The 18,736-nt window shown below is 32.3% G+C and carries 20 protein-coding genes; 10 read left to right on the forward strand and 10 right to left on the reverse strand.

The window, feature by feature from the left end; genetic code table 11:
• Window positions 1–121 precede the first annotated feature (121 nt).
• From VRU49_RS07755 to VRU49_RS07775, 5 genes are all read left to right on the forward strand, one after another.
• Window positions 122–586 carry a hypothetical protein gene (locus VRU49_RS07755; protein WP_330146211.1) on the forward strand — a complete coding sequence of 155 codons (465 nt, stop codon included), beginning with the start codon at window positions 122–124 and terminating at the stop codon, window positions 584–586.
• A gap of 364 nt (window positions 587–950) precedes the next feature.
• Window positions 951–1,415 (forward strand): SRPBCC family protein, encoded by a 465-nt coding sequence (locus VRU49_RS07760; protein ID WP_330146212.1) that lies wholly within the window; start codon window positions 951–953, stop codon window positions 1,413–1,415.
• Window positions 1,416–1,543: 128 nt separating this feature from the next.
• Window positions 1,544–1,807 (forward strand): GIY-YIG nuclease family protein, encoded by a 264-nt coding sequence (locus VRU49_RS07765; protein ID WP_330146213.1) that lies wholly within the window; start codon window positions 1,544–1,546, stop codon window positions 1,805–1,807.
• Between the two features lie 85 nt (window positions 1,808–1,892).
• Window positions 1,893–2,540 carry an NAD(P)-dependent oxidoreductase gene (locus tag VRU49_RS07770; RefSeq protein ID WP_330146214.1) on the forward strand — a complete coding sequence of 216 codons (648 nt, stop codon included), beginning with the start codon at window positions 1,893–1,895 and terminating at the stop codon, window positions 2,538–2,540.
• A gap of 178 nt (window positions 2,541–2,718) precedes the next feature.
• The gene (locus tag VRU49_RS07775) at window positions 2,719–4,200 is read left to right on the forward strand and encodes a tetratricopeptide repeat protein (RefSeq protein WP_330146215.1); all 1,482 of its coding nucleotides are present in this window, start codon (window positions 2,719–2,721) and stop codon (window positions 4,198–4,200) included.
• A gap of 2 nt (window positions 4,201–4,202) precedes the next feature.
• Here the strand turns inward: VRU49_RS07775 and VRU49_RS07780 are convergent, their stop codons facing one another.
• The 9 genes from VRU49_RS07780 to VRU49_RS07820 all read right to left on the reverse strand — a co-directional run bounded on the left by VRU49_RS07780 (window position 4,203) and on the right by VRU49_RS07820 (window position 12,056).
• Window positions 4,203–4,850 carry a 1-acyl-sn-glycerol-3-phosphate acyltransferase gene (locus VRU49_RS07780; RefSeq protein WP_330146216.1) on the reverse strand — a complete coding sequence of 216 codons (648 nt, stop codon included), beginning with the start codon at window positions 4,848–4,850 and terminating at the stop codon, window positions 4,203–4,205.
• Complete coding sequence (locus tag VRU49_RS07785) at window positions 4,840–5,670, reverse strand: alpha/beta fold hydrolase (protein ID WP_330146217.1); 831 nt, start codon at window positions 5,668–5,670, stop codon at window positions 4,840–4,842. Before VRU49_RS07785 ends, VRU49_RS07780 begins: the two co-directional genes overlap by 11 nt.
• Window positions 5,648–6,070, reverse strand: a complete 423-nt coding sequence (locus VRU49_RS07790; RefSeq protein WP_330146218.1) for a holo-ACP synthase — start codon at window positions 6,068–6,070, stop codon at window positions 5,648–5,650. Before VRU49_RS07790 ends, VRU49_RS07785 begins: the two co-directional genes overlap by 23 nt.
• Window positions 6,060–6,872 carry an enoyl-ACP reductase FabI gene (locus tag VRU49_RS07795; protein ID WP_330146219.1) on the reverse strand — a complete coding sequence of 271 codons (813 nt, stop codon included), beginning with the start codon at window positions 6,870–6,872 and terminating at the stop codon, window positions 6,060–6,062. Before VRU49_RS07795 ends, VRU49_RS07790 begins: the two co-directional genes overlap by 11 nt.
• Window positions 6,873–6,874: 2 nt before the next feature.
• Window positions 6,875–8,224 (reverse strand): beta-ketoacyl-[acyl-carrier-protein] synthase family protein, encoded by a 1,350-nt coding sequence (locus VRU49_RS07800; protein WP_330146220.1) that lies wholly within the window; start codon window positions 8,222–8,224, stop codon window positions 6,875–6,877.
• Between the two features lies 1 nt (window position 8,225).
• A complete protein-coding gene (locus VRU49_RS07805) occupies window positions 8,226–8,483 on the reverse strand; it encodes an acyl carrier protein (protein WP_330146221.1) in 258 nt (85 codons plus the stop codon).
• Window positions 8,484–9,053, reverse strand: a complete 570-nt coding sequence (locus VRU49_RS07810; RefSeq protein ID WP_330146222.1) for a hypothetical protein — start codon at window positions 9,051–9,053, stop codon at window positions 8,484–8,486.
• Entirely contained in the window at window positions 9,037–9,759 is a 723-nt protein-coding gene (locus VRU49_RS07815; protein WP_330146223.1) for an SDR family NAD(P)-dependent oxidoreductase, read from the reverse strand. Before VRU49_RS07815 ends, VRU49_RS07810 begins: the two co-directional genes overlap by 17 nt.
• A gap of 149 nt (window positions 9,760–9,908) precedes the next feature.
• Entirely contained in the window at window positions 9,909–12,056 is a 2,148-nt protein-coding gene (locus tag VRU49_RS07820; protein ID WP_330146224.1) for a serine hydrolase, read from the reverse strand.
• A 92-nt stretch (window positions 12,057–12,148) separates the two neighbouring features.
• Here VRU49_RS07820 and VRU49_RS07825 point away from each other — a divergent pair, with 92 nt between their 5' ends.
• Window positions 12,149–13,036, forward strand: a complete 888-nt coding sequence (locus tag VRU49_RS07825) for a helix-turn-helix domain-containing protein (protein ID WP_330146225.1) — start codon at window positions 12,149–12,151, stop codon at window positions 13,034–13,036.
• A 10-nt stretch (window positions 13,037–13,046) separates the two neighbouring features.
• Here VRU49_RS07825 and VRU49_RS07830 read toward each other — a convergent pair whose 3' ends face one another.
• A complete protein-coding gene (locus VRU49_RS07830; RefSeq protein ID WP_330146226.1) occupies window positions 13,047–13,331 on the reverse strand; it encodes a hypothetical protein in 285 nt (94 codons plus the stop codon).
• A gap of 85 nt (window positions 13,332–13,416) precedes the next feature.
• Between VRU49_RS07830 and VRU49_RS07835 the strand changes: the two genes are divergently transcribed.
• From VRU49_RS07835 to VRU49_RS07850, 4 genes are all read left to right on the forward strand, one after another.
• Window positions 13,417–14,370 (forward strand): class I SAM-dependent methyltransferase, encoded by a 954-nt coding sequence (locus tag VRU49_RS07835; RefSeq protein ID WP_330146227.1) that lies wholly within the window; start codon window positions 13,417–13,419, stop codon window positions 14,368–14,370.
• Between the two features lie 79 nt (window positions 14,371–14,449).
• Window positions 14,450–14,893, forward strand: coding sequence for an NfeD family protein (locus VRU49_RS07840; RefSeq protein ID WP_330146228.1), 444 nt, complete (start codon window positions 14,450–14,452; stop codon window positions 14,891–14,893).
• A gap of 3 nt (window positions 14,894–14,896) precedes the next feature.
• Window positions 14,897–15,859, forward strand: a complete 963-nt coding sequence (locus VRU49_RS07845; protein ID WP_330146229.1) for an SPFH domain-containing protein — start codon at window positions 14,897–14,899, stop codon at window positions 15,857–15,859.
• A 265-nt stretch (window positions 15,860–16,124) separates the two neighbouring features.
• The gene (locus VRU49_RS07850; protein WP_330146230.1) at window positions 16,125–18,626 is read left to right on the forward strand and encodes a cation-translocating P-type ATPase; all 2,502 of its coding nucleotides are present in this window, start codon (window positions 16,125–16,127) and stop codon (window positions 18,624–18,626) included.
• The last annotated feature ends 110 nt before the right edge of the window (window positions 18,627–18,736 follow it).

Here is an 18,736-nt window from a genome sequence, read left to right on the forward strand (position 1 = left end):
CAGTCTAAAGTAGGTCTGGTTTTTTCTGAAACTATTTTTCAAAATAAAGCATAGCGCTCATTATTCCTACTTTATAAATCCAAAAATTTTAATAACGTAACTAAACTAAACTAAATAATCTATGAATATCAAAGAACTTAATAGTAGAGAAGACATTTCTAATGACGACAAACTAAACAAAGCATATTCTCAATTTGGTGAATTGCTTAACGAATTGAAGAGTAAGGAATTGAACCATGATGTTTACAATTTAATTAACGATAGTGTTGATGTTTTAAATTCATCAAATCTTAATGGGGTTCAATTGATTAAACTTTTAAAGCAAAAGCAAACAGCAATTCTGAAACAAGTAGAAAAAACACACAAAATTGTACCTATAAATTATTATAGAACCTTATGGATGGTATTAGGTATGACTGCTTTTGGTCTACCACTTGGTGTTGCTTTCGGACTTAGTGTGGGTAATATTGGTCTTTTAGCAATTGGACTTCCAATCGGTATGGGAATAGGGGTTGTTGTTGGAATGTCGATGGATAAAAGAGCATTAGAAGAAGGACGACAACTTAATATTGAGATTAAGAATTGATTTTAATTAAATAGGACCAATTTACCAACCCATTTTTCAAATTAATCCCTAATAAAAGTATAAAGCTTCAAAGTAGTTTTAATTGTTATTTTACCTGTATTTAGCATTTAGCAAAATGAGAAGCTTTTTTCAAAGGCATATAATTGTCATGCTTTTTGTTGAAAATGTTGGAGGTTAATTGTGTTGATTTACAAAATTTTACGGCAAAAAATGCATCAACTTTCTATTAAATGTTTTATATTTATTTAAGGTTTTAGAAAACCGATTTGTACTCCTTTTTAGTGATGTTTAGGTTCCCATAACGATCGTTAGATTTAATTCTAAAGGCGTGCAATGGTTAGCATTCATTTTTAAATTATAAGCTATGAAAAGGATTAAATTCACTACAACAATCAATGCACCAGCAGATCAGGTATTTGATGCGATGCTGGGCCTTTCTAACAAATCTACTTATGAGCAATGGGTGGCATTGTTTAACCCGACTTCTACATATGAAGGTTCTTGGGATAAAGGAAGTAAAATATTATTCCACGGAACGGATGAAAATGGAGAAAAAGGAGGGATGGTTTCCGAAATTTTTGATAATATTTTGAACAAATTTATTTCAATCCGTCATTTCGGGTTATTAAAAGGGGATGAAGAAATTACGACAGGTCCTGAAGTAGAAAAATGGGCAAATGGTTATGAAAATTATTCTTTCGAGGAAATAAATGGGGTTACAACAGTTACTGTTGAGTTAGATACTTCGGAAGATTTCGTAGATTATATGAATGAGGTTTATCCTAAAGCACTTAATAAGTTGAAGGAAATTTGTGAGAAAGCAAAATAATAGGCTTTACGATTGAGTTTTTTTATCAACCTCAGAGATGATTTAAAACCCTTATTATTGATAAAGTACCCCATTTTCCAATTTTGCAATTAAGTTTATGTATTTTAGTTAAATGCTGTAAGGGGGATATGAAAAAATGGTTTTATGTGTATGTTATAGAATTATGTAATGGTCGACTTTATATTGGGTGTACCAATAATTTAAGGGAAGGATTAGAGAAACATAATCAGGGTAGAAATAGGGTAACAAAAAAGCTTCTTCCATTAAAACTATGTTGGGTGTGTAGCTATCCTAAATTGAAAATGGCTTTATCTTTCGAAGCATTTTTGAAATCTTCTTCAGGTAGGGATTTTGCTAAAAAGCATTTCATAAGCGAAGTTAATAGTAGTTAACACCTCAAATTTGGTTTAGCTAACCCAAGAAGTTGATTTTTGAAACCAATTCCACATCTTTGTGCTATAATCTAAAATTAACATAATGAAAATAGCAGTTATTGGAGCTACTGGTTTTGTGGGTAGTAAAATTATACAAGAATTGGTAGATCGCGATTTTAAGGTAATTGGAATTTGTAGAAGTGCTAATTCTTCTTCACATACAAATTTGGAATATATAAAAGTAGATGTTAATGATGTGGCATTGCTTACGGAGAAGTTAATGGGCGTTGATGTTGTAGTAAGTGCATTTAATGCCGGATGGCAAAATCAAAATATTTATGATGATTTTATTAAAGGAGCCAAATCTATTCAACAAGCAGTAAAGGATGCTAAGGTAAATAGGTTTATCGTAATTGGTGGTGCAGGGAGTTTGTATGTAGATAAGGATGTGCAGGCGGTAGATACACCAGATTTTCCAAAGGCAATTTATGGAGGTGCTTCTGCAGCTAGAGATTATTTAAATATATTGAAAGAAGAAAAGGAACTCGATTGGGCATTTTTTAGTCCAGCTTTTGAAATGCATCCAGGAATAAATATCGGAAGGACAGGAAAATATAGATTGGGTAAGGATGAACCTATTTTTGATGAAAAAGGTCATAGCGTTTTATCTGTGGAAGATGTTGCAGTAGTAATTGCAGATGAAATTGAAAAACCAAAACACCATAGAATGAGGTTTACTGCTGCTTATTAAAGTTCTTTTAATATCCTATCTATCTTTATACAAGACTTTTCTAGGATTAGAATAATTTTAAATCGTTGATTAACTTGTTTTTAGATTTTTTTAAGGCTTAAATCTTATTCTAAAAATCTATTTGGTACTTTTATTGTGCTCAAAAATGTTTTCAAACTCAATTCGAGGAAACTAATTTATGCTTAAAAAACTATTACTCTCTTTTCTATTTTTTACTTTTATTAGTTTCCAGTCTAAAGCTCATTTCGATTTTAATGCAAACTGTAAATCAGCTTTTGAAGCCATTTTTGATCTTCGTTTAAATGATGCTAAGGCTATTGTAGCAAAAGAGAAAAGGTTAAACCCAAATAATGGAATAACTATTCTTCTAGATAATTATATAGATTATTTCACGATTTTAACATCAGATAGTAAGAGTGATTTCGACCGACTAAAGGGCCTCAAAACGGGTAGGCTAGAAGCGTTAGAAGGCATGGATAAAAATTCGCCATACTATTTATTTGCTCAAGCTGAGGTTAATTTACAATGGGGAATGCTAAAAAGTAGGTTTCAGGAGTATTTTTCATCCGGTTTAGATATTAAAAGAGCCAATACCTTATTAACCACAAATGCAAAGAAGTTTCCTCAATTTTTGCCCAATAGAAAAAGTCTAGGTTTAATAAATGTTATTTTTGGTGCTATACCACCTAATTTGAAAGGGGTTTTTTCTACAATTGGTATCAGAGGAGATGTAAATGTAGGGATCCAAACTTTAGAGGCATTAATGAAAACGATGCCAAATTCCGAGTATCAATTTTTTACCGACGAATTGGTGTTTTTCCTTTGTTATATCAATACTGAATTGGTGAGCAATAAAGCACATTACAATAAATTAATGTCCTATATAGAATACCTCAATAAAAATAGTTTGTTAAAGAGCTATTTACAGGGTTATGTTTCTGCGAAAAATGGGCAAAATGATAAGGCTATTGATTATTTATTGAAAATGCCAAAAGGTGATGAGTATGTAAATTATCCTTCAGCAAACTATATTTTGGGTAATGCGAAATTGCAAAGAGGAGATAATGATGCAAATCTTTATTTATCCGATTATATTGAATCGTATAGAGGCCAAAATTATATTAAAGATGCTTATCTTAAATTAAGCTATTATTATTTAATAAGAGGTGATGTAAATCGATATAAAGCTTATTTGAAAATGGTTTTAGATAAAGGTTATACGGTTGATGAAAAAGATAAACAAGCATTAAGAGAGGCTAAAGATGTTGCACCTGATTTAGATCTTTTAAAAGCACGCTTATATTTTGATGGAGGTTATTACAATAAAGCTTTAATGCAGCTTAATAATAAGCCATTTAAAGAGTTAAAAGTGATTAGAGATCATATAGAGTTGTACTATAGATTAGGAAGAATATACGATGAAGTAGCTAAAGATAGTTTAGCCATTGTTAATTATAAAAAGTCTATTCAGATTGGAAGTGAAACAACTTATTACTATGCTGCCAACGCGGCTCTATTTCTAGGAGCTATTTACGAGAAAAATAAAGATTTTGCTAAAGCAGCTTATTATTACAAGCAAGCTGTAGATATGAAGAATCATGAATATGAGAAAAGTATAGAAGGAAAAGCAAAATTGGCTTTAAAAAGGATAGGTTATTAATTTTATTCCTTTGTAAATCTTATGTTTTTCTTGAGTGCTTCTTTATGAAAGCTATTGATATTTTGAGATATTTTCTCAAAATCAAACTCTTTGTTCGTGCCACAATCCAACAAGTTAAAATGAGCGCTGGGTTGTAAACTTTCGAAAAATTCTATAATGGTGCTGCACCAAATAATCTGGCAATTTCCATTGATATTAGGGACAATGGTATTTATTCCTTCCTTAATTTCGATGTTCCTTACATGAATAGATTCTAAATTTCCTTGAGGAAACATCAATAATACATTACCTGGCGTACTTAAAATTTCTGAAGCATAATTTAAACTTCTGCCAATAGTTCCTTTCCCTGGGTCAACCGAAAATCCACCTAAATATTTTAACCAAGGCTTCATCTGCATTTGCTTTTTTAAGATCATAAAATATAAACCTTTAAAATCAGCATTCATTAATCCACTCTTTCTACATAGGTGGAAGGCAAGCATCCCATCTAAAAAACTAAAATGATTGCACATTAATAGATAAGAATGGTTTGTATTTAGTTTTATAGGATGTATTGTCAATTTATTAAACCGTCTGTTTAAATACCAAGACACCACCGAATAAATCAATTTTATAATGGGTAAGGGTAATAATTTCGGCTTAATAATCATTTAGTAAGTTTAATAAATTCTGGCTAAAATTAACATTAATCATATCATGATTTTCAGGTACGATTAATTGTTTGGCATTTTCTAATTTTAAAAGGTACTTTTTGCCAATTTTAGGTGGGTAATTTTTATCTCTTTCACCAAAAATATAATAGCTTTTAATTTTATGTTGATTTAAGTTTTGGATGTATTTTTCCTGATCTAATTTCAAGTGTCTTAAATAAGTGGCGCATCCATATAAATTAAATCTTAGCTGTTGTGTGCCTACTTCGCGTAATAAGATTTCTAATGTAGGTTCATCTATCACTTTAATTTTAACTAAACTTTCTAAGAATTTATTCATCCCGTTCTTACTCAGAGTTAGTTTTTCTAAGATTTTGTTTCCAATTTTATTCTGACTAAAAAAATTAACCACTAAGCCTGGGTTTAGACAGGAAGGGGCTGCAATTATTACTTCATCTATTTTTTCTGGAATTATCTCAACTAAGGTGGAGGCATAATGAGAGCCCATAGAGTAAGCCAAAACAGAAAAATTATCTATCCCTTTTGCAGTACAAAAGGCAGCAAAAATTGCGCTTAATTCTTCTTTTTTAATGCCGTTTTTTATGTTTTCTATGGAGTTGTTTTGTAATTGCGTTTGCTCATGGAAAAACAAATCGAAACCATAGAAGGTATAAGTGTCTTTAAATTGGTTTTCAAGGGTTTTAAATTGTCGTCCATGCATGCCATATCCATGAAAGCACAGCATTGTTTTGGGACCATTCCCAAAAGTATAATAACTTAATTTTACCAAATCGGTTTCAAAAAACTGATTTTTCATCATTATTTCTTTTGTAAATAGCAATGGCCCATGTATAGTCGCCATCGTGCGTGATACTTAAGCTTATAGGAGCGAGGTTTAAAGAACTGGGGATATTAACTATAGGTTCTCCAGCAGTTTTTTTTCTTAGAATTTCTATTTTCTTCGGTCCAATTTTAATGTTTTTAGATAATTGTTTGATGCATTTATAAACTGCTTCTTTTGCAGCCCAAGTGGATGCATATCTTTCTAAAGTATTATCAAACTCCTCGCAGTACTTTATTTCGTTTGCCGTGTAAACTTTTTTTATAAATAATGGATTTAACGATAGAGCAAAATTTGGAAAATACACTAAATCGTTTCCAATCGCATATTCCTTACTTAAGCCTAAATTATTAATCGTTAAATCTAAATTATTGTTCATGAGCAGGGACTCCCATAATATTAAATCCACCATCCACAAAATGGATATTTCCTGTTACTTTGGTCGATAAATTAGAAAAATAATATAAAGCCGTTTGTGCAACATCTTCGGCTGTAATATTACCTAATGGTGCGATTACTTTTCCGGCTTTTCTAAGTTTTCTAACGCCATTAATTCCGCCAGAAGAGGTGGTCATAACTAAGCCTGCTGATATGGCATTTACTCTTACATTTTTAACCTTAAAATAATCGGCTAAATACAACATGATGTTTTCTAAGGCTGCTTTGTTGATGGCCATTCCAGCATAGCCGGGGAATACTTTTTGGGAAGCGTTAAATGTTAAGGTAAGTATAGATGCGTTTTCGGAAAGCATAGGTTCTGCAACTCTCGAAATCCTTAATAATGAGTAGGAACTGATATTAAATGAGTCCATAAGTTCATCAAACGGAATATCTATATAAGCGGGAGCTGGTTGATTACTTCCCGGTAAAGTATAGCACATTACATTTTGCGAACCAAAAGCAATGGCATGTAATAAGTAATCAATTTTTCCAAATTGCTTATAAATTGGAGTTAAAAAATCTTCAATTTCTTGTTCATTTCTTACATCCACTTTTTTAGAAAATGCTGTGTTAAATTCGTGTATTTTCAAAAGATGAAGCACATCGTCCTTGGTTTCATCAACATAACTAATAAAAACATTGCAACCTGATGCTTTAAGCTGAAGTGCTACATTAAAAGCAATAGAAGCATCGTTTCTAACGCCAAAAATAACTGCAATTTTATTTTCATTATTAATCATAATTATGCTTTAGAGATTAAGATTGAACTATTTGTGCCGCCAAATCCATAATTTAAGCATGCAATATGATTAATTTCTTTTTTTAGGCATTGCTGCGGTAATAAATCTCTATACGCCAAAACAGGTTCTTTTGGTCCTGTCCAGTCGTCCTTTTTTTGGAAATTCTCTAATTCAGGGTTTAGGGTATCAGAATTTAGGCAAGGCAATACTTCTTGTCGTTGCAGCATTAAAATGGATGCAATAAATTCTACCGCTCCTGCAGCGCCTAGCATATGCCCAAATTGCGATTTAGGAGCCGAAATATGATATCCTTTATCTCCCAGTTGATCCACTATACTAAACAATTCAATGGCATCACCCGCTGGAGTAGAGGTGCCATGAACTTTTACTACATCAGGTTTTATGTTGGTGTTTGATAATAATCCTTGCCATAAGCGTTGCTGACCGTTAAAAGATGGATAAAACATATCGCCATCGCCATCACCATTGTTGAAATAGCTATCTATCACCCCTAAAATATTTGCACCTCTGGCTTTAGCAATATCGTAAGCTTCTAAACAAACTACGCCCGCGCCAAATGAGCAAACAAAACCATTTCTATGCATATCAAATGGCCTTGAGCTTTCTTCAGGTTTAAAGTCTTTACTTAAAACATACATCGCATCGAAGCCTAAAAAGGACTCAATTGAAGTGCCTTCGGTTCCTCCAGCGACTACTCTATCTTGAAGTCCAAATTTAATTAGTCGATATGCATAACCTATATTTCCTAAACCAGTGGCACATGCAGAGCCAATAGATTCACAAATACCACGATTTTTAATTAAACAGGAAATATTGGCGGTATCACGATAAACCATGGCACGGTCGACATTATGTGTGCCTAAGGCTCTTGATTTTTTACCCAGTTCAAAGAAATTATTCCAGGCACTTCTTAATATTTCGCCTGATCCACTTCCACCAGTTCCTACCAACACGCCCGTTAATTCGGATTGAGTTTCTGTGGTATTCCATCCCGACATTTTAATCGCATCCTGAGCAGCCAACATTGCCCAAATACTACCTAAATCGGCAGTAGCCAAATTAGCTGTTGGAATTCTGTTTAAATGATCAATATACGTTTCTGGGTAATTTATTAAATGGGAAGCATAAACAGGAGAGAGGTTCATTTCCTCTTCTGTTATGTAGCCTGCAACAGTAGAGCGGACGTTTTTTCCAAATTGCTGGATTTTATCCCATGATCTAATTAAAGACTGGTTGTCGAATATTTTACGCTCGAACTCCTCAATATTAGAACAATTAGGAAAAACACCTCCCATGCCAACGACAGCTACTTTTCTTCCACTGATTTCCATTTTAGCGGTTTTTTGCTGTGATAATTAAATCGATAATATCTTTCACCTGAGAACCTAATTCATCAATATCTTCATCTTCAAATTCTACGTCGAAATGACTTTCTACTTTAGCTGCAATATTGATTAATTCAGAAGATGGTGCATTCAAATCTTTTAAAAAATCTGTTTCTTCTGTAATTGTACTTAATTTACTTTCGTCAATTGTTCTAATGGTTTTTAATACCTCAACTAACCCGGTTAAAATTTCTTTTCTGTCCATTTATTTTAAAATTGATTTGTCTTTTTTAAACGCTCTTCCTGTTATGTCAAAGCATGTAGCTACTAATTCAAAGCTATCGTCTAAATTATAATTTTCCAGGTCTTCATCTTTAAAATTCTCGAAGTAGTCCTTTAAATTTAATCCTTTTGGAGCTTTATATATTCTTCCATCAACCACCATCTGACGAAATTTATAAAACTTAATATTACCTAAACATATAAAAGTTTCACCTTCTAATAAATAATGATGAAAATTTACACCCCCAACACTGATAAATAAAGGGATATAATTTTCTTTTAATTGTAAAGGAGTAAGGTTTTCTTTTTCACATTGATTAAATGTTGCGCAAGAAACTACTGTTGCCTGTGCAAAAGATTCTATCTGATCTACACCTCTAAATACATCAAAATGGTCCAATACATCCTTGGCTTTTGGGGTATATGATGCTATAATGCCAACCGCTGGATTATGCCATAAAAACTCATCTACCAATAACTTGCTTGGACCATAAAGAAGAATATCTTTAGGATTTAATTCTACTAAACTCTTGGCTTTAAAGAAGTCCTCCATTTACATTTATATTAGTTCCGTTAATGTAACTTGCTTCTTCTGAAAGTAGGAAACGTACCGTTGATGCAATTTCTTCGGCCTTGCCCATCCTTTGTGCGGGTACCATAGATAGATATTTATCCAGATAATCTTGGGGGATGGTTTGGGTCATCTCCGATTCAATTAACCCTGGCGATAGACTTAAAACCCTAATTTGATGTTCATGATTTAGAACACCTGCTTCTTTAGCTAAAGATTTTGAAAATGCGATTAACCCAGCTTTAGTAGCTGCGTAAACAGATTGAAAGGCATTTCCAGACTCAGCAATGCAGGAGCTGATATTTAAAATCACACCTTTATTTTTAAGACCGAATATTTTAAATGCTGTTTTAGAAATCATGATGGGGGCTTTTAAATTTACCATCATCATTTTATCTATGTCTTTCTCAGGTTGAAAACTTATTGGCTTATCTAATGCAATACCTGCATTATTAATTATAGCGTATAATTCGTCGCCATGCTGTTCTTTTAATGTTTTGCAGAAAGTTTTAAGTTCTTCTTGGTTAGAAAAATCAGCCGCTAAAACAAAATTGCCCTCCCTACATTCTTTAATATTTTCATCTTTAGAAGAATGAAGAATTAAGCAATATTTATCTTGTAGTTTTTTGGCTATGGCTAAACCAATCCCTTTACTGGCACCAGTAATTAATACTTTTTGCTTCTTCAAATTGATGAATTTTTATTTTGTTTGATTATAGCAAATTTATAAATATAGGTTAAATATTGAACTAAAATATAATTAAAATTAATATGAGGTAATAAAGATGATTTTCTGTCAAAATATGAAAAAATCATCTCTATTAAATAAATTTTGGGTTAAGGGTTTTCCTCTAGAAACTGATTAATGTGTTGTAAGATCAATTCATATCCATCAAATGGCTTAATCTTTTTACCGCCAAATTTATTAATCATAGAAGGCACAACAAATGGTGCATCTGAAAAGGAGAGATGCCCGGCACCTTTAATTTTAATCTCTTTTTTATTTTTAAAGTTTGAGTAGCCATCATGGAAACTTTGGTCAATTTTAAGCCCCATTTCCTCCCATTGTTGCTGAGAAATATTTCGTTTATTTAAATCATCAATTGTATAATCTGGCTGACTTCTTAAAACTAATAATGGTCGGTTTTCTGGTTGATTTATGGTTTTAAAAATTCCGCCATCTAGATTTATTGCTCCTTTAATATTTTTATTTTGTTGCATCCAAAATGCTGCGGTATTACCACCTAAAGAATGCCCCATGGCATATAACTTATTAAAGTTAAGGGCAGATTTAAGATTTTTTATTTTTCCTGATTTTAAGAGGTTTAAAATCTCTTCGTTTTGTGTAGACCAGTTTTCTATAATTTTAAAATAGCCTTGCTGCCCTTCAGAATTTTTTAAAAATTCATCTTGCTTAGAGCTTTGTGCTGTACCATCCTTCAAAACCCTTAACCCACCCAATTCGTAATCGGGAGCAATAACAATATATCCTTTGCTGACTAAATATTCATAAATTAATGAATAATTAATGGCAGCCATTCCGTGTCCGTGAGAAAAGAAAACAACTGGAAATTTCATGTTTTGTATTGGACTACTATTTAACTTTCCCTTTCTTTTGTATGTGCCTAAGTTTTTAATTTCATTTTTTTCCAATCCATTATATCCATACGCTTGCATAGCTTCCAATAAATTTTCATTATTTATATAAGGTTGCTCTTGGTAATCCGTATTTTCAATCGGATACCAGATTTGAAATTGTAGATTTTGACCTTTGGTTTTTGAACTTGGAAACTCATGAATTTGGTAGCCTATGCCATATTTTTGTTGTGCAACAGGCAAATATTGATGCACCAAAGCCGCAAATTCATTTAAAATAGAAATGGTTGATTTTTTTAATAGTTCTGTATCGTCTGTATTAAATTGGATAGCGATAGAAATATCTACGTCAGGGAAATATGCTGCATCTGTAATATAACCTGGAAACCACCCGCTGTGTCCGTAAGAATTCCCTAAAAGCTCGCTCGGTCTAATTTGTAAACCCATAGCATACTTATGGTTTTTTCCAGTTTTAGCATCAACTCCATGCAATAACTCTTTTAAGGATGAGGCAGATAATTGAGGGAAACTGTGTATCGTTTTCATCCATTTTGCTAAATCAGAAACATTAGATACAAAACCTCCACCTGCCCATTCAAATTGGGGATTGAAACGCATTTTATTGTCTTCAATGGTTTTACCTGGAAATGGGAATGGATTATTAGCAATGCGGGCATATCCAGCTGCAAAATCGTTGTAATTTAATTTGACAGAAGGTTCTGTAAGTGTTAATTTATATGGATTTAAAATGCGTTCCTGAATAATTTTATATAAATTTTGTCCAGATATTTTCTCCAGAATATAACCTAAAAGAATATAGTTTGTGTCTGCATAACTCCAACCTTCTCCAGCATTAAATAAAGGTTTTTTGTTTAGACTATAAGAAATGGATTCTGTTGGTGAAAATGATCTATATGGATTTTCTTTTAATAATTCCATGAAATTACCTAGTGGATAATATTCCATCAAGCCAGAACTATGATTTAAAAGATGCCTGAATGTAATAGACCTCGCATTTGGCAAATCATCAATCCACTCTTCATCCTTTAAATAAGTATAAATTAAATCGTCTAATTTAAAATAACCTTGCTCCATTAATAACAATGAAGCCACAGCGAAATAAGACTTACCATTACTGCCCGATAGCATCCTAGTAAACGGTTCCATAGGTTTTTTTAATTCCAGGTCCTGAAAACCGGTGGCAACAATTAGTTCTTGTCCGTCTGGAAGTATAACTGCTAAATTTGCGCCTGGAAACTGATTAGTTTGTTGAAACTCATCTAATTTTTGCTGCAAGAGGACTTTTATTTTCTGCGTAGGATAAACTTGTGCAATTGTTGGCGTTATTGAAATGGTCAAAAACAAACTAATTAACTTTAACTTTCTCATATAGGTAGAATTAGGCTACAAAAATCTTACGAAAACTATTTATTTACTTGTAAAATTCTGCCTATTTTCGAAAATTACAAACCTGTAAAATCATGTTAGATTTATTATCTGTTAATTGTGATTTCTCTTATGTAAACGATAGCAATTTTTTCTCACAGAAAAAGAAAACTGTGGGTAATGCTATAGTTATGAGTAATATAAACAGGTTAAACGTGCCAATTAAAGTTAATAATTTGGCATTCAAATATGTGATAGAAGGGAAGGAAGATTATTATATCGGGGAAAAAAAAGTAGGGGTTACAGCAGAAACCTATTTATTGGTAAATCCATCAGACCCTTTGCTAGAAGTAGATATAAATAGTGAACAAACCAAGGCCATTTGCATAAATTTAGAAGAAGACCTTATAAATAATGCCTTACAGTTTTATATAAATCCCAATGGATTTGAAGAAGAGTATAAAGACAATTTATGGTCGCCAGATTTATGGAATGGATTAAATATTGCAGATAAAAACATAGTTAACCAAATGAGTTTACTTCGGCCGAATAAGAACGCTGAGGAATATAAAGCTTGGTTATATGATTTTATTCCACTTTTATTAAATAACCATCAACAACAGTTGGATTATTTTTATAAACTTAAAGTTGAGAAGAAAAGCACTCGACTAGCTTTATTTGAAAAAATTCAACGGTCTAAGGCTTTGCTCAGGGATTCTATCTATGAGCCAATTAAAATAAAAGAAGTAGCAACAGAAATTGGACTTTCGGAATTTAGATTTTACAGGGTTTTTAAAATGTGTTATGGGATTAGTCCACTTCAATATTTTATAAATTGTAAGATGGAAAAAGCTTTAGAACTGAAAATTAAGGGATTTAATTGGATAGAGGTTTCAAATATTTTAAACTTCACTGATCTTTCAGCTTTTAACCATGCTTTTCATAAATTTTATGGCATGAACCCTAGAAAAAAGCTTAAATAAATCAGTAAAATCAATCGAAAACTATATCTTCTCTATCTTTATACCCAACTGGTTTATCGTTGGCATCTAAAACTCTAATTTCTTGCTGCTGTTCGTTACCAAAACTACTCCCAAAAACAATTAGTTTGTAGCCATTCTCATATTCAGTATAATAACCGCAGGGATATTCGTTAAATCCGTTATCCATTTTAACTGGATTAGGCATTCTAAATCCCCAGTTCACCACTTTCTTGTCCTTTATAAAAATTTCGAATGCTTCTTCGAATGATAATTTACTTGGGTCGGTTTCCATCATCTTTATGCTTAAAAATAAGGACAAGTTAAAAAATATATCTATTTAAGAAATAAAAAATCTATACCTTAACATCCGATTTTAAAAAATGGAAAAGAAAAAGCTAGTAAGGCCTATTACAATTATTGGAACTCCGCTAACTTACCTTTCTGCCTGGTGGTTAAAACTGGTTAGGAAAGTGGGAATTAACCGAATAGAGAACTCAATATTTAGTCATGTAGGGTTGTTACCTGTTCACGATCATTATTATCAGCCTTTAATCAACCCAAAGCATCATTTAAAAAAGCCCTTAAATGAAGATAGAAACTTGCCTGGGATAAATTTTAATGATGCTGAGCAGTTAGATTTAATTTCACAATTTAAATTTCAGGCTGAATTACAGAATTTTCCATCCGAAAAAGTTAATGAACTTACCTATTATTATAAAAACGGCACCTATGAATCGGGTGATGCAGAGTATTTATATAATTTGGTTCGTTTAAAAAAGCCACGTCGGATTATTGAAGTAGGTTGTGGTTCATCAACCTTAATGATTCAGAACGCGCTTAAAAAAAATAATGAAGAAGATAAAAATCATCATTGCGAGCATATTTGTATTGAGCCATACGAGCAGCCGTGGTTAGAAAAATTGGGCATAAAAATAGTAAGGAAGAAGGTCGAAGAATTAGATATTACTTTTTTTAATCAATTACAATCCAACGATATACTATTCATTGATTCTTCACATATCATTAGGCCGCAGGGCGATGTATTGTTTGAGTTTCTTGAAGTATTGCCAGTTTTAAATGCAGGTGTAATGGTTCATGTTCATGATGTTTTTACACCTAAGGATTATCCGGAGGCATGGATATACAAAGAACATAGATTGTGGAATGAGCAATATTTATTAGAGGCTTTTTTAACCTATAATAATCGATTTAAGATTATTGGATCTTTAAATTACTTAACTCATCATTACAAAGAAGAATTTTGTAAAGGACATCCAATTTATGCGCAAACTAAAAATGCAGAGCCAGGTGCATTCTGGATAGAAAAAAATTAAATATTTTAATAAATAGGAGTTAAAAGTTTGTTATTCTGATTAATTTTCAGTAAATTACGGAAACAACCAACCAACTTTTATGAATGAATTTTTAAATATTTCTGTGATTTGGGTGTTGTTAGGATTTGCATTTCTTTTATTAGAATTTATAATCCCTGGCTTCATCTTATTCTTCTTTGGCGTAGGCGCTTGGATAGTAGCATTGTTAACTTTCTTCTTCGATATCAGCCTAGATGTCCAAATTTTAATTTTTATAATAAGTTCTAGTCTTTCTGTTTTGCTGTTTAGAAAATGGCTGAGAGGAAAAATGGGGCATTATTCTGAACCTAGTGCTGAGCTTGCCGACGAGTTTATAGGCAGAATATGTGTTACTGAAACCGCTTTTACATCAAATGGTAAAGGTAAGGTAACTTTTAAAGGTGCTATATGGGAAGCAGAATCTATAGACGCTTTGGAAGTAGGAGAAGAAGCAGAAATTGTAGGTACAAAAAGTATCGTTTTAATCATTAAATCAACCAAATAATATATGAGCGCAACAACCATTATTTTAATTATTCTAGCAGTCTTTGTACTGGTGGCCTTTATGTCTACTTTTAAAGTAGTACCACAAAGATCAGTTTATATTGTAGAACGTTTAGGGAAATATAGCAGAACATTAGACGCTGGATTTCATATTTTAATTCCTTTTATAGATAAGGTTGCTTATCGACAAAATTTAAAAGAACAAGCAATTGATGTAGCTTCACAAATATGTATTACTAAGGATAATATAGCTGTTGAGGTAGATGGAATTCTGTATTTACAAGTTGTAGATCCTCAAAAAGCATCTTATGGTATAGATAATTATCGTTTTGCGGTTATTCAAATTTCACAAACTACCATGCGTAGTGTTATTGGTAGAATGGAATTGGATAAGACTTTTGAAGAGCGTGAAACAGTAAATGCTACAATTGTAGAAGCTGTAGATAAGGCGAGTGAGTCGTGGGGTATAAAGGTATCTCGTTATGAAGTAAAAAATATATCACCACCTCAAAGTATTCGTGATGCCATGGAGAAACAAATGCGTGCTGAGCGTGAGAAAAGAGCGATGATTGCTGAATCGGAGGGTGATAAGCAGGCCAAAATAAATCGTGCTGAAGGTGATAAACAAGAGGCAATTGCCCGCTCCGAAGGTGAAAAAATGCGTAAAATAAACGAAGCAGCTGGTACGGCATCTGAAATAGAAATGGTAGCATTTGCAACAGCAAAGGGTATTGTTGAAATCGCTAAATCTATAAACGCAGAAGGAGGAATGAATGCGGTGAATTTAAGAATTGCCGAGCAGTACCTAAGTGAATTTGGTAAGTTGGCCAAAACCAATAATTCGATGATTGTTCCGGCAGATTTATCTGATATTGCTGGTGTACTTTCTAGTATTACCAATGTAATTGGGAAGTCGAACCTTGAATTACCAACTATGCAATCAACAAAGCCACCTAGGCAAAAATAAAAACAAAGGAATCCGCCAATCGGCGGATTTTTTTATGCCATTTCTTTTTAGATTGATTTAAGTTATAAAATGGATCAAGATTAATAACTGTCCATAATTATATTCATAGCTAAATGATGTGTTTTAATTAGGATAAATTAAATTTATTTTGAAATAATTTATATAAAATATGCATGGTAAGGTTATAAATTTTAATTTATATCTTGATACAGAAATTTAAAACAACAAATAGTATTTCCGTTGTTCAATAAATCATGAAATTATAATGAACTATAATATTCCCAGTCATTTAATCGGCTTATCTGAAGAAGAATTAGCTCAATCGAGGAGTCAATTTGGTTATAACGAAGTAGAAAAAAGTAAATCAGCAAAGTGGTATCAAATGCTTTTGGATATTTTAAAAGAACCCATGCTGATTTTGCTAATTGCAGTTTCCATTATTTATTTAATCGTAGGTAACTATTCGGAAGCTTTATTTATGTTGGGGGCAATTATCGCGGTTTCTGCCATTTCTTTTTATCAAGATAATAGAAGTAAAAAAGCATTAGAGGCTTTAGAGAAATTAAATGAACCTTTAAGTTTAGTTATTCGTAATAAACAAGTGTTAAGCATTCCTACTCATGAAATTGCGGTGGGCGACTTATCTATTATTGAAGAAGGAAAAATGATTAATGCGGATGGGAAGATTGTGCACAGTAACGATTTTTCGGTGATTGAGGCGTCATTAACAGGAGAAAGTTATTCGATTTTTAAAAGTAAAGACACTGAAGATAGAAATGTTTATAGTGGGACACTCGTAGCCTCTGGATTAGCCGTTTTTGAGGTAGAAAAAATAGGAGCAAATACCAAAATTGGCGCAATTGGTAAATCCATAAAAGATATTGAAGCAGAGATTTCTCCATTACAAATTCAGATTACCAAATTTGTAAAGGGGATGGCTGTAATAGGTGTAGTGGTATTTTTAATGGTTTGGGTATTTAGTTATTTTCAAACTGGAAGTATTATAAACAGCTTGTTAGCAGGATTAACCCTAGCGATGTCTGTTTTACCAGAAGAAATACCGGTTGCATTTACCACATTTATGGCCTTAGGCGCCTGGAAATTAATGCGTGAAGGCGTAATAATTAAACGCAGTAATGTAGTTGAAACTTTAGGGAGTACTACTGTTATTTGTACCGATAAGACGGGGACAATAACCGAAAATTCAATGCATTTAAAGCAATTGTATGATTTTAAATCGGATAAAATATATGATGATAAGGATTTTAATGAGCCAATTTTAAATGAAATTATTTCCTATTCAATGTGGAGTAGTGAGCCGGTGCCATTCGATCCGATGGAGAAAACCATTCATAAAGTTTATGAAGAAACCCAAACTGTTGATTTAAGACCTCAATTTAAGTTGTTTCATGAATATCCATTAGAGGGAAAACCTCCTATGATGACACATGTATTTAAAAATGAAAATGGTGAGCTAATAATTGCTGCTAAAGGTGCGCCAGAAGCTATTATCTCAGTTTCAAACTTATCGGATAATCAATTATTGACATTAAGAACCCAATTTAAAACCTTGGGTCAACAGGGTTTTAGAGTATTGGGTGTAGCTAAATCTATTTTTACTGGGGAACAATTTCCAGAGAAGCAGCAAGATTTAGAATTTGAGTTTTTAGGTTTTACTATTTTTTATGATCCACCTAAAAAGGGAATTAATGATGTATTTCAAAAAATTTATCATGCAGGAATCAAAGTAAAAGTTATTACTGGCGATAATGCAGATACAACCCATGCAATTGCCGCTCAAGCTGGAATAATAAATGAAGCACCTGCAGTGAACGGAACAGAAATAATGGCATGTGGAAAAGAAGAATTGGTTGTTTTGTCGAATAAAACAAGCTTATTTACCAGAATGTTTCCTGAAGCTAAGTTGGAAGTAGTAAAAGCGCTAAAGCAAAATGGAGAAATTGTAGCAATGCTAGGGGATGGTGTAAATGATGCGCCAGCATTAAAATCTGCTCATATTGGTGTGGCAATGGGAAATAAGGGGACAGAAATTGCAAAAGCAGCAGCATCATTGGTTATTACAAACGACGATTTAGACAAGCTAATTATTGGAATAGAAGCGGGAAGGCGAATTTATGCCAACCTAAAAAAGGCAATTCAATACATTATCTCTATTCATATTCCAATTATATTAACGGTTTCAATTCCTTTATTCTTAGATTGGATATTCCCTAATATATTTACCCCAGTACATGTTATATTTCTTGAGTTGGTGATGGGGCCAACTTGTTCTATTGTTTATGAAAATGAACCGATGGAAAAAAACACCATGTTGTTAAAACCAAGAAAACTTACCGATACATTTCTAAATTGGAAAGAACTTTCAATAAGTATAATTCAGGGATTAGTAATAACGATAGGCGTATTATTTGCTTACCAGTTTACAGTGAATAATGGAGGTGATGAAGAAAAAACAAGAGCCGTTGTATTTACAACTTTAATTTTCTCAAATATTCTATTGAGTTATGTAAACCGATCATTCTATTATAGTATTTTCGAAACTTTTATGAATAAGAATTCCCTTTTATTTGGGGTTACAACAGCTGTATTAGTCTTCTTAATGATAATTTTATATGTACCTGCTGTAAGTGAATTTTTTAAATTATCTGCACTTAATTTTAATGAATTGATCTTTGCAGGTGTAGTTTCTATAGTTTCTGTTGGATGGTTTGAGATTTATAAATTTTTGAAAAGACAAAAAAGCTAATCAGTCTGTTTTAAAATTTAAAATATCATTTTTGCCGTTAAAGCACTATTAATTTTTTTTCTATAATCAATTTCAATTTATTAATCAGTTGCTACTTTTCTAATTGACTG

Origin of the sequence: Pedobacter flavus (assembly GCF_036324285.1) — a bacterium.
Classification (GTDB): domain Bacteria; phylum Bacteroidota; class Bacteroidia; order Sphingobacteriales; family Sphingobacteriaceae; genus Pedobacter; species Pedobacter flavus.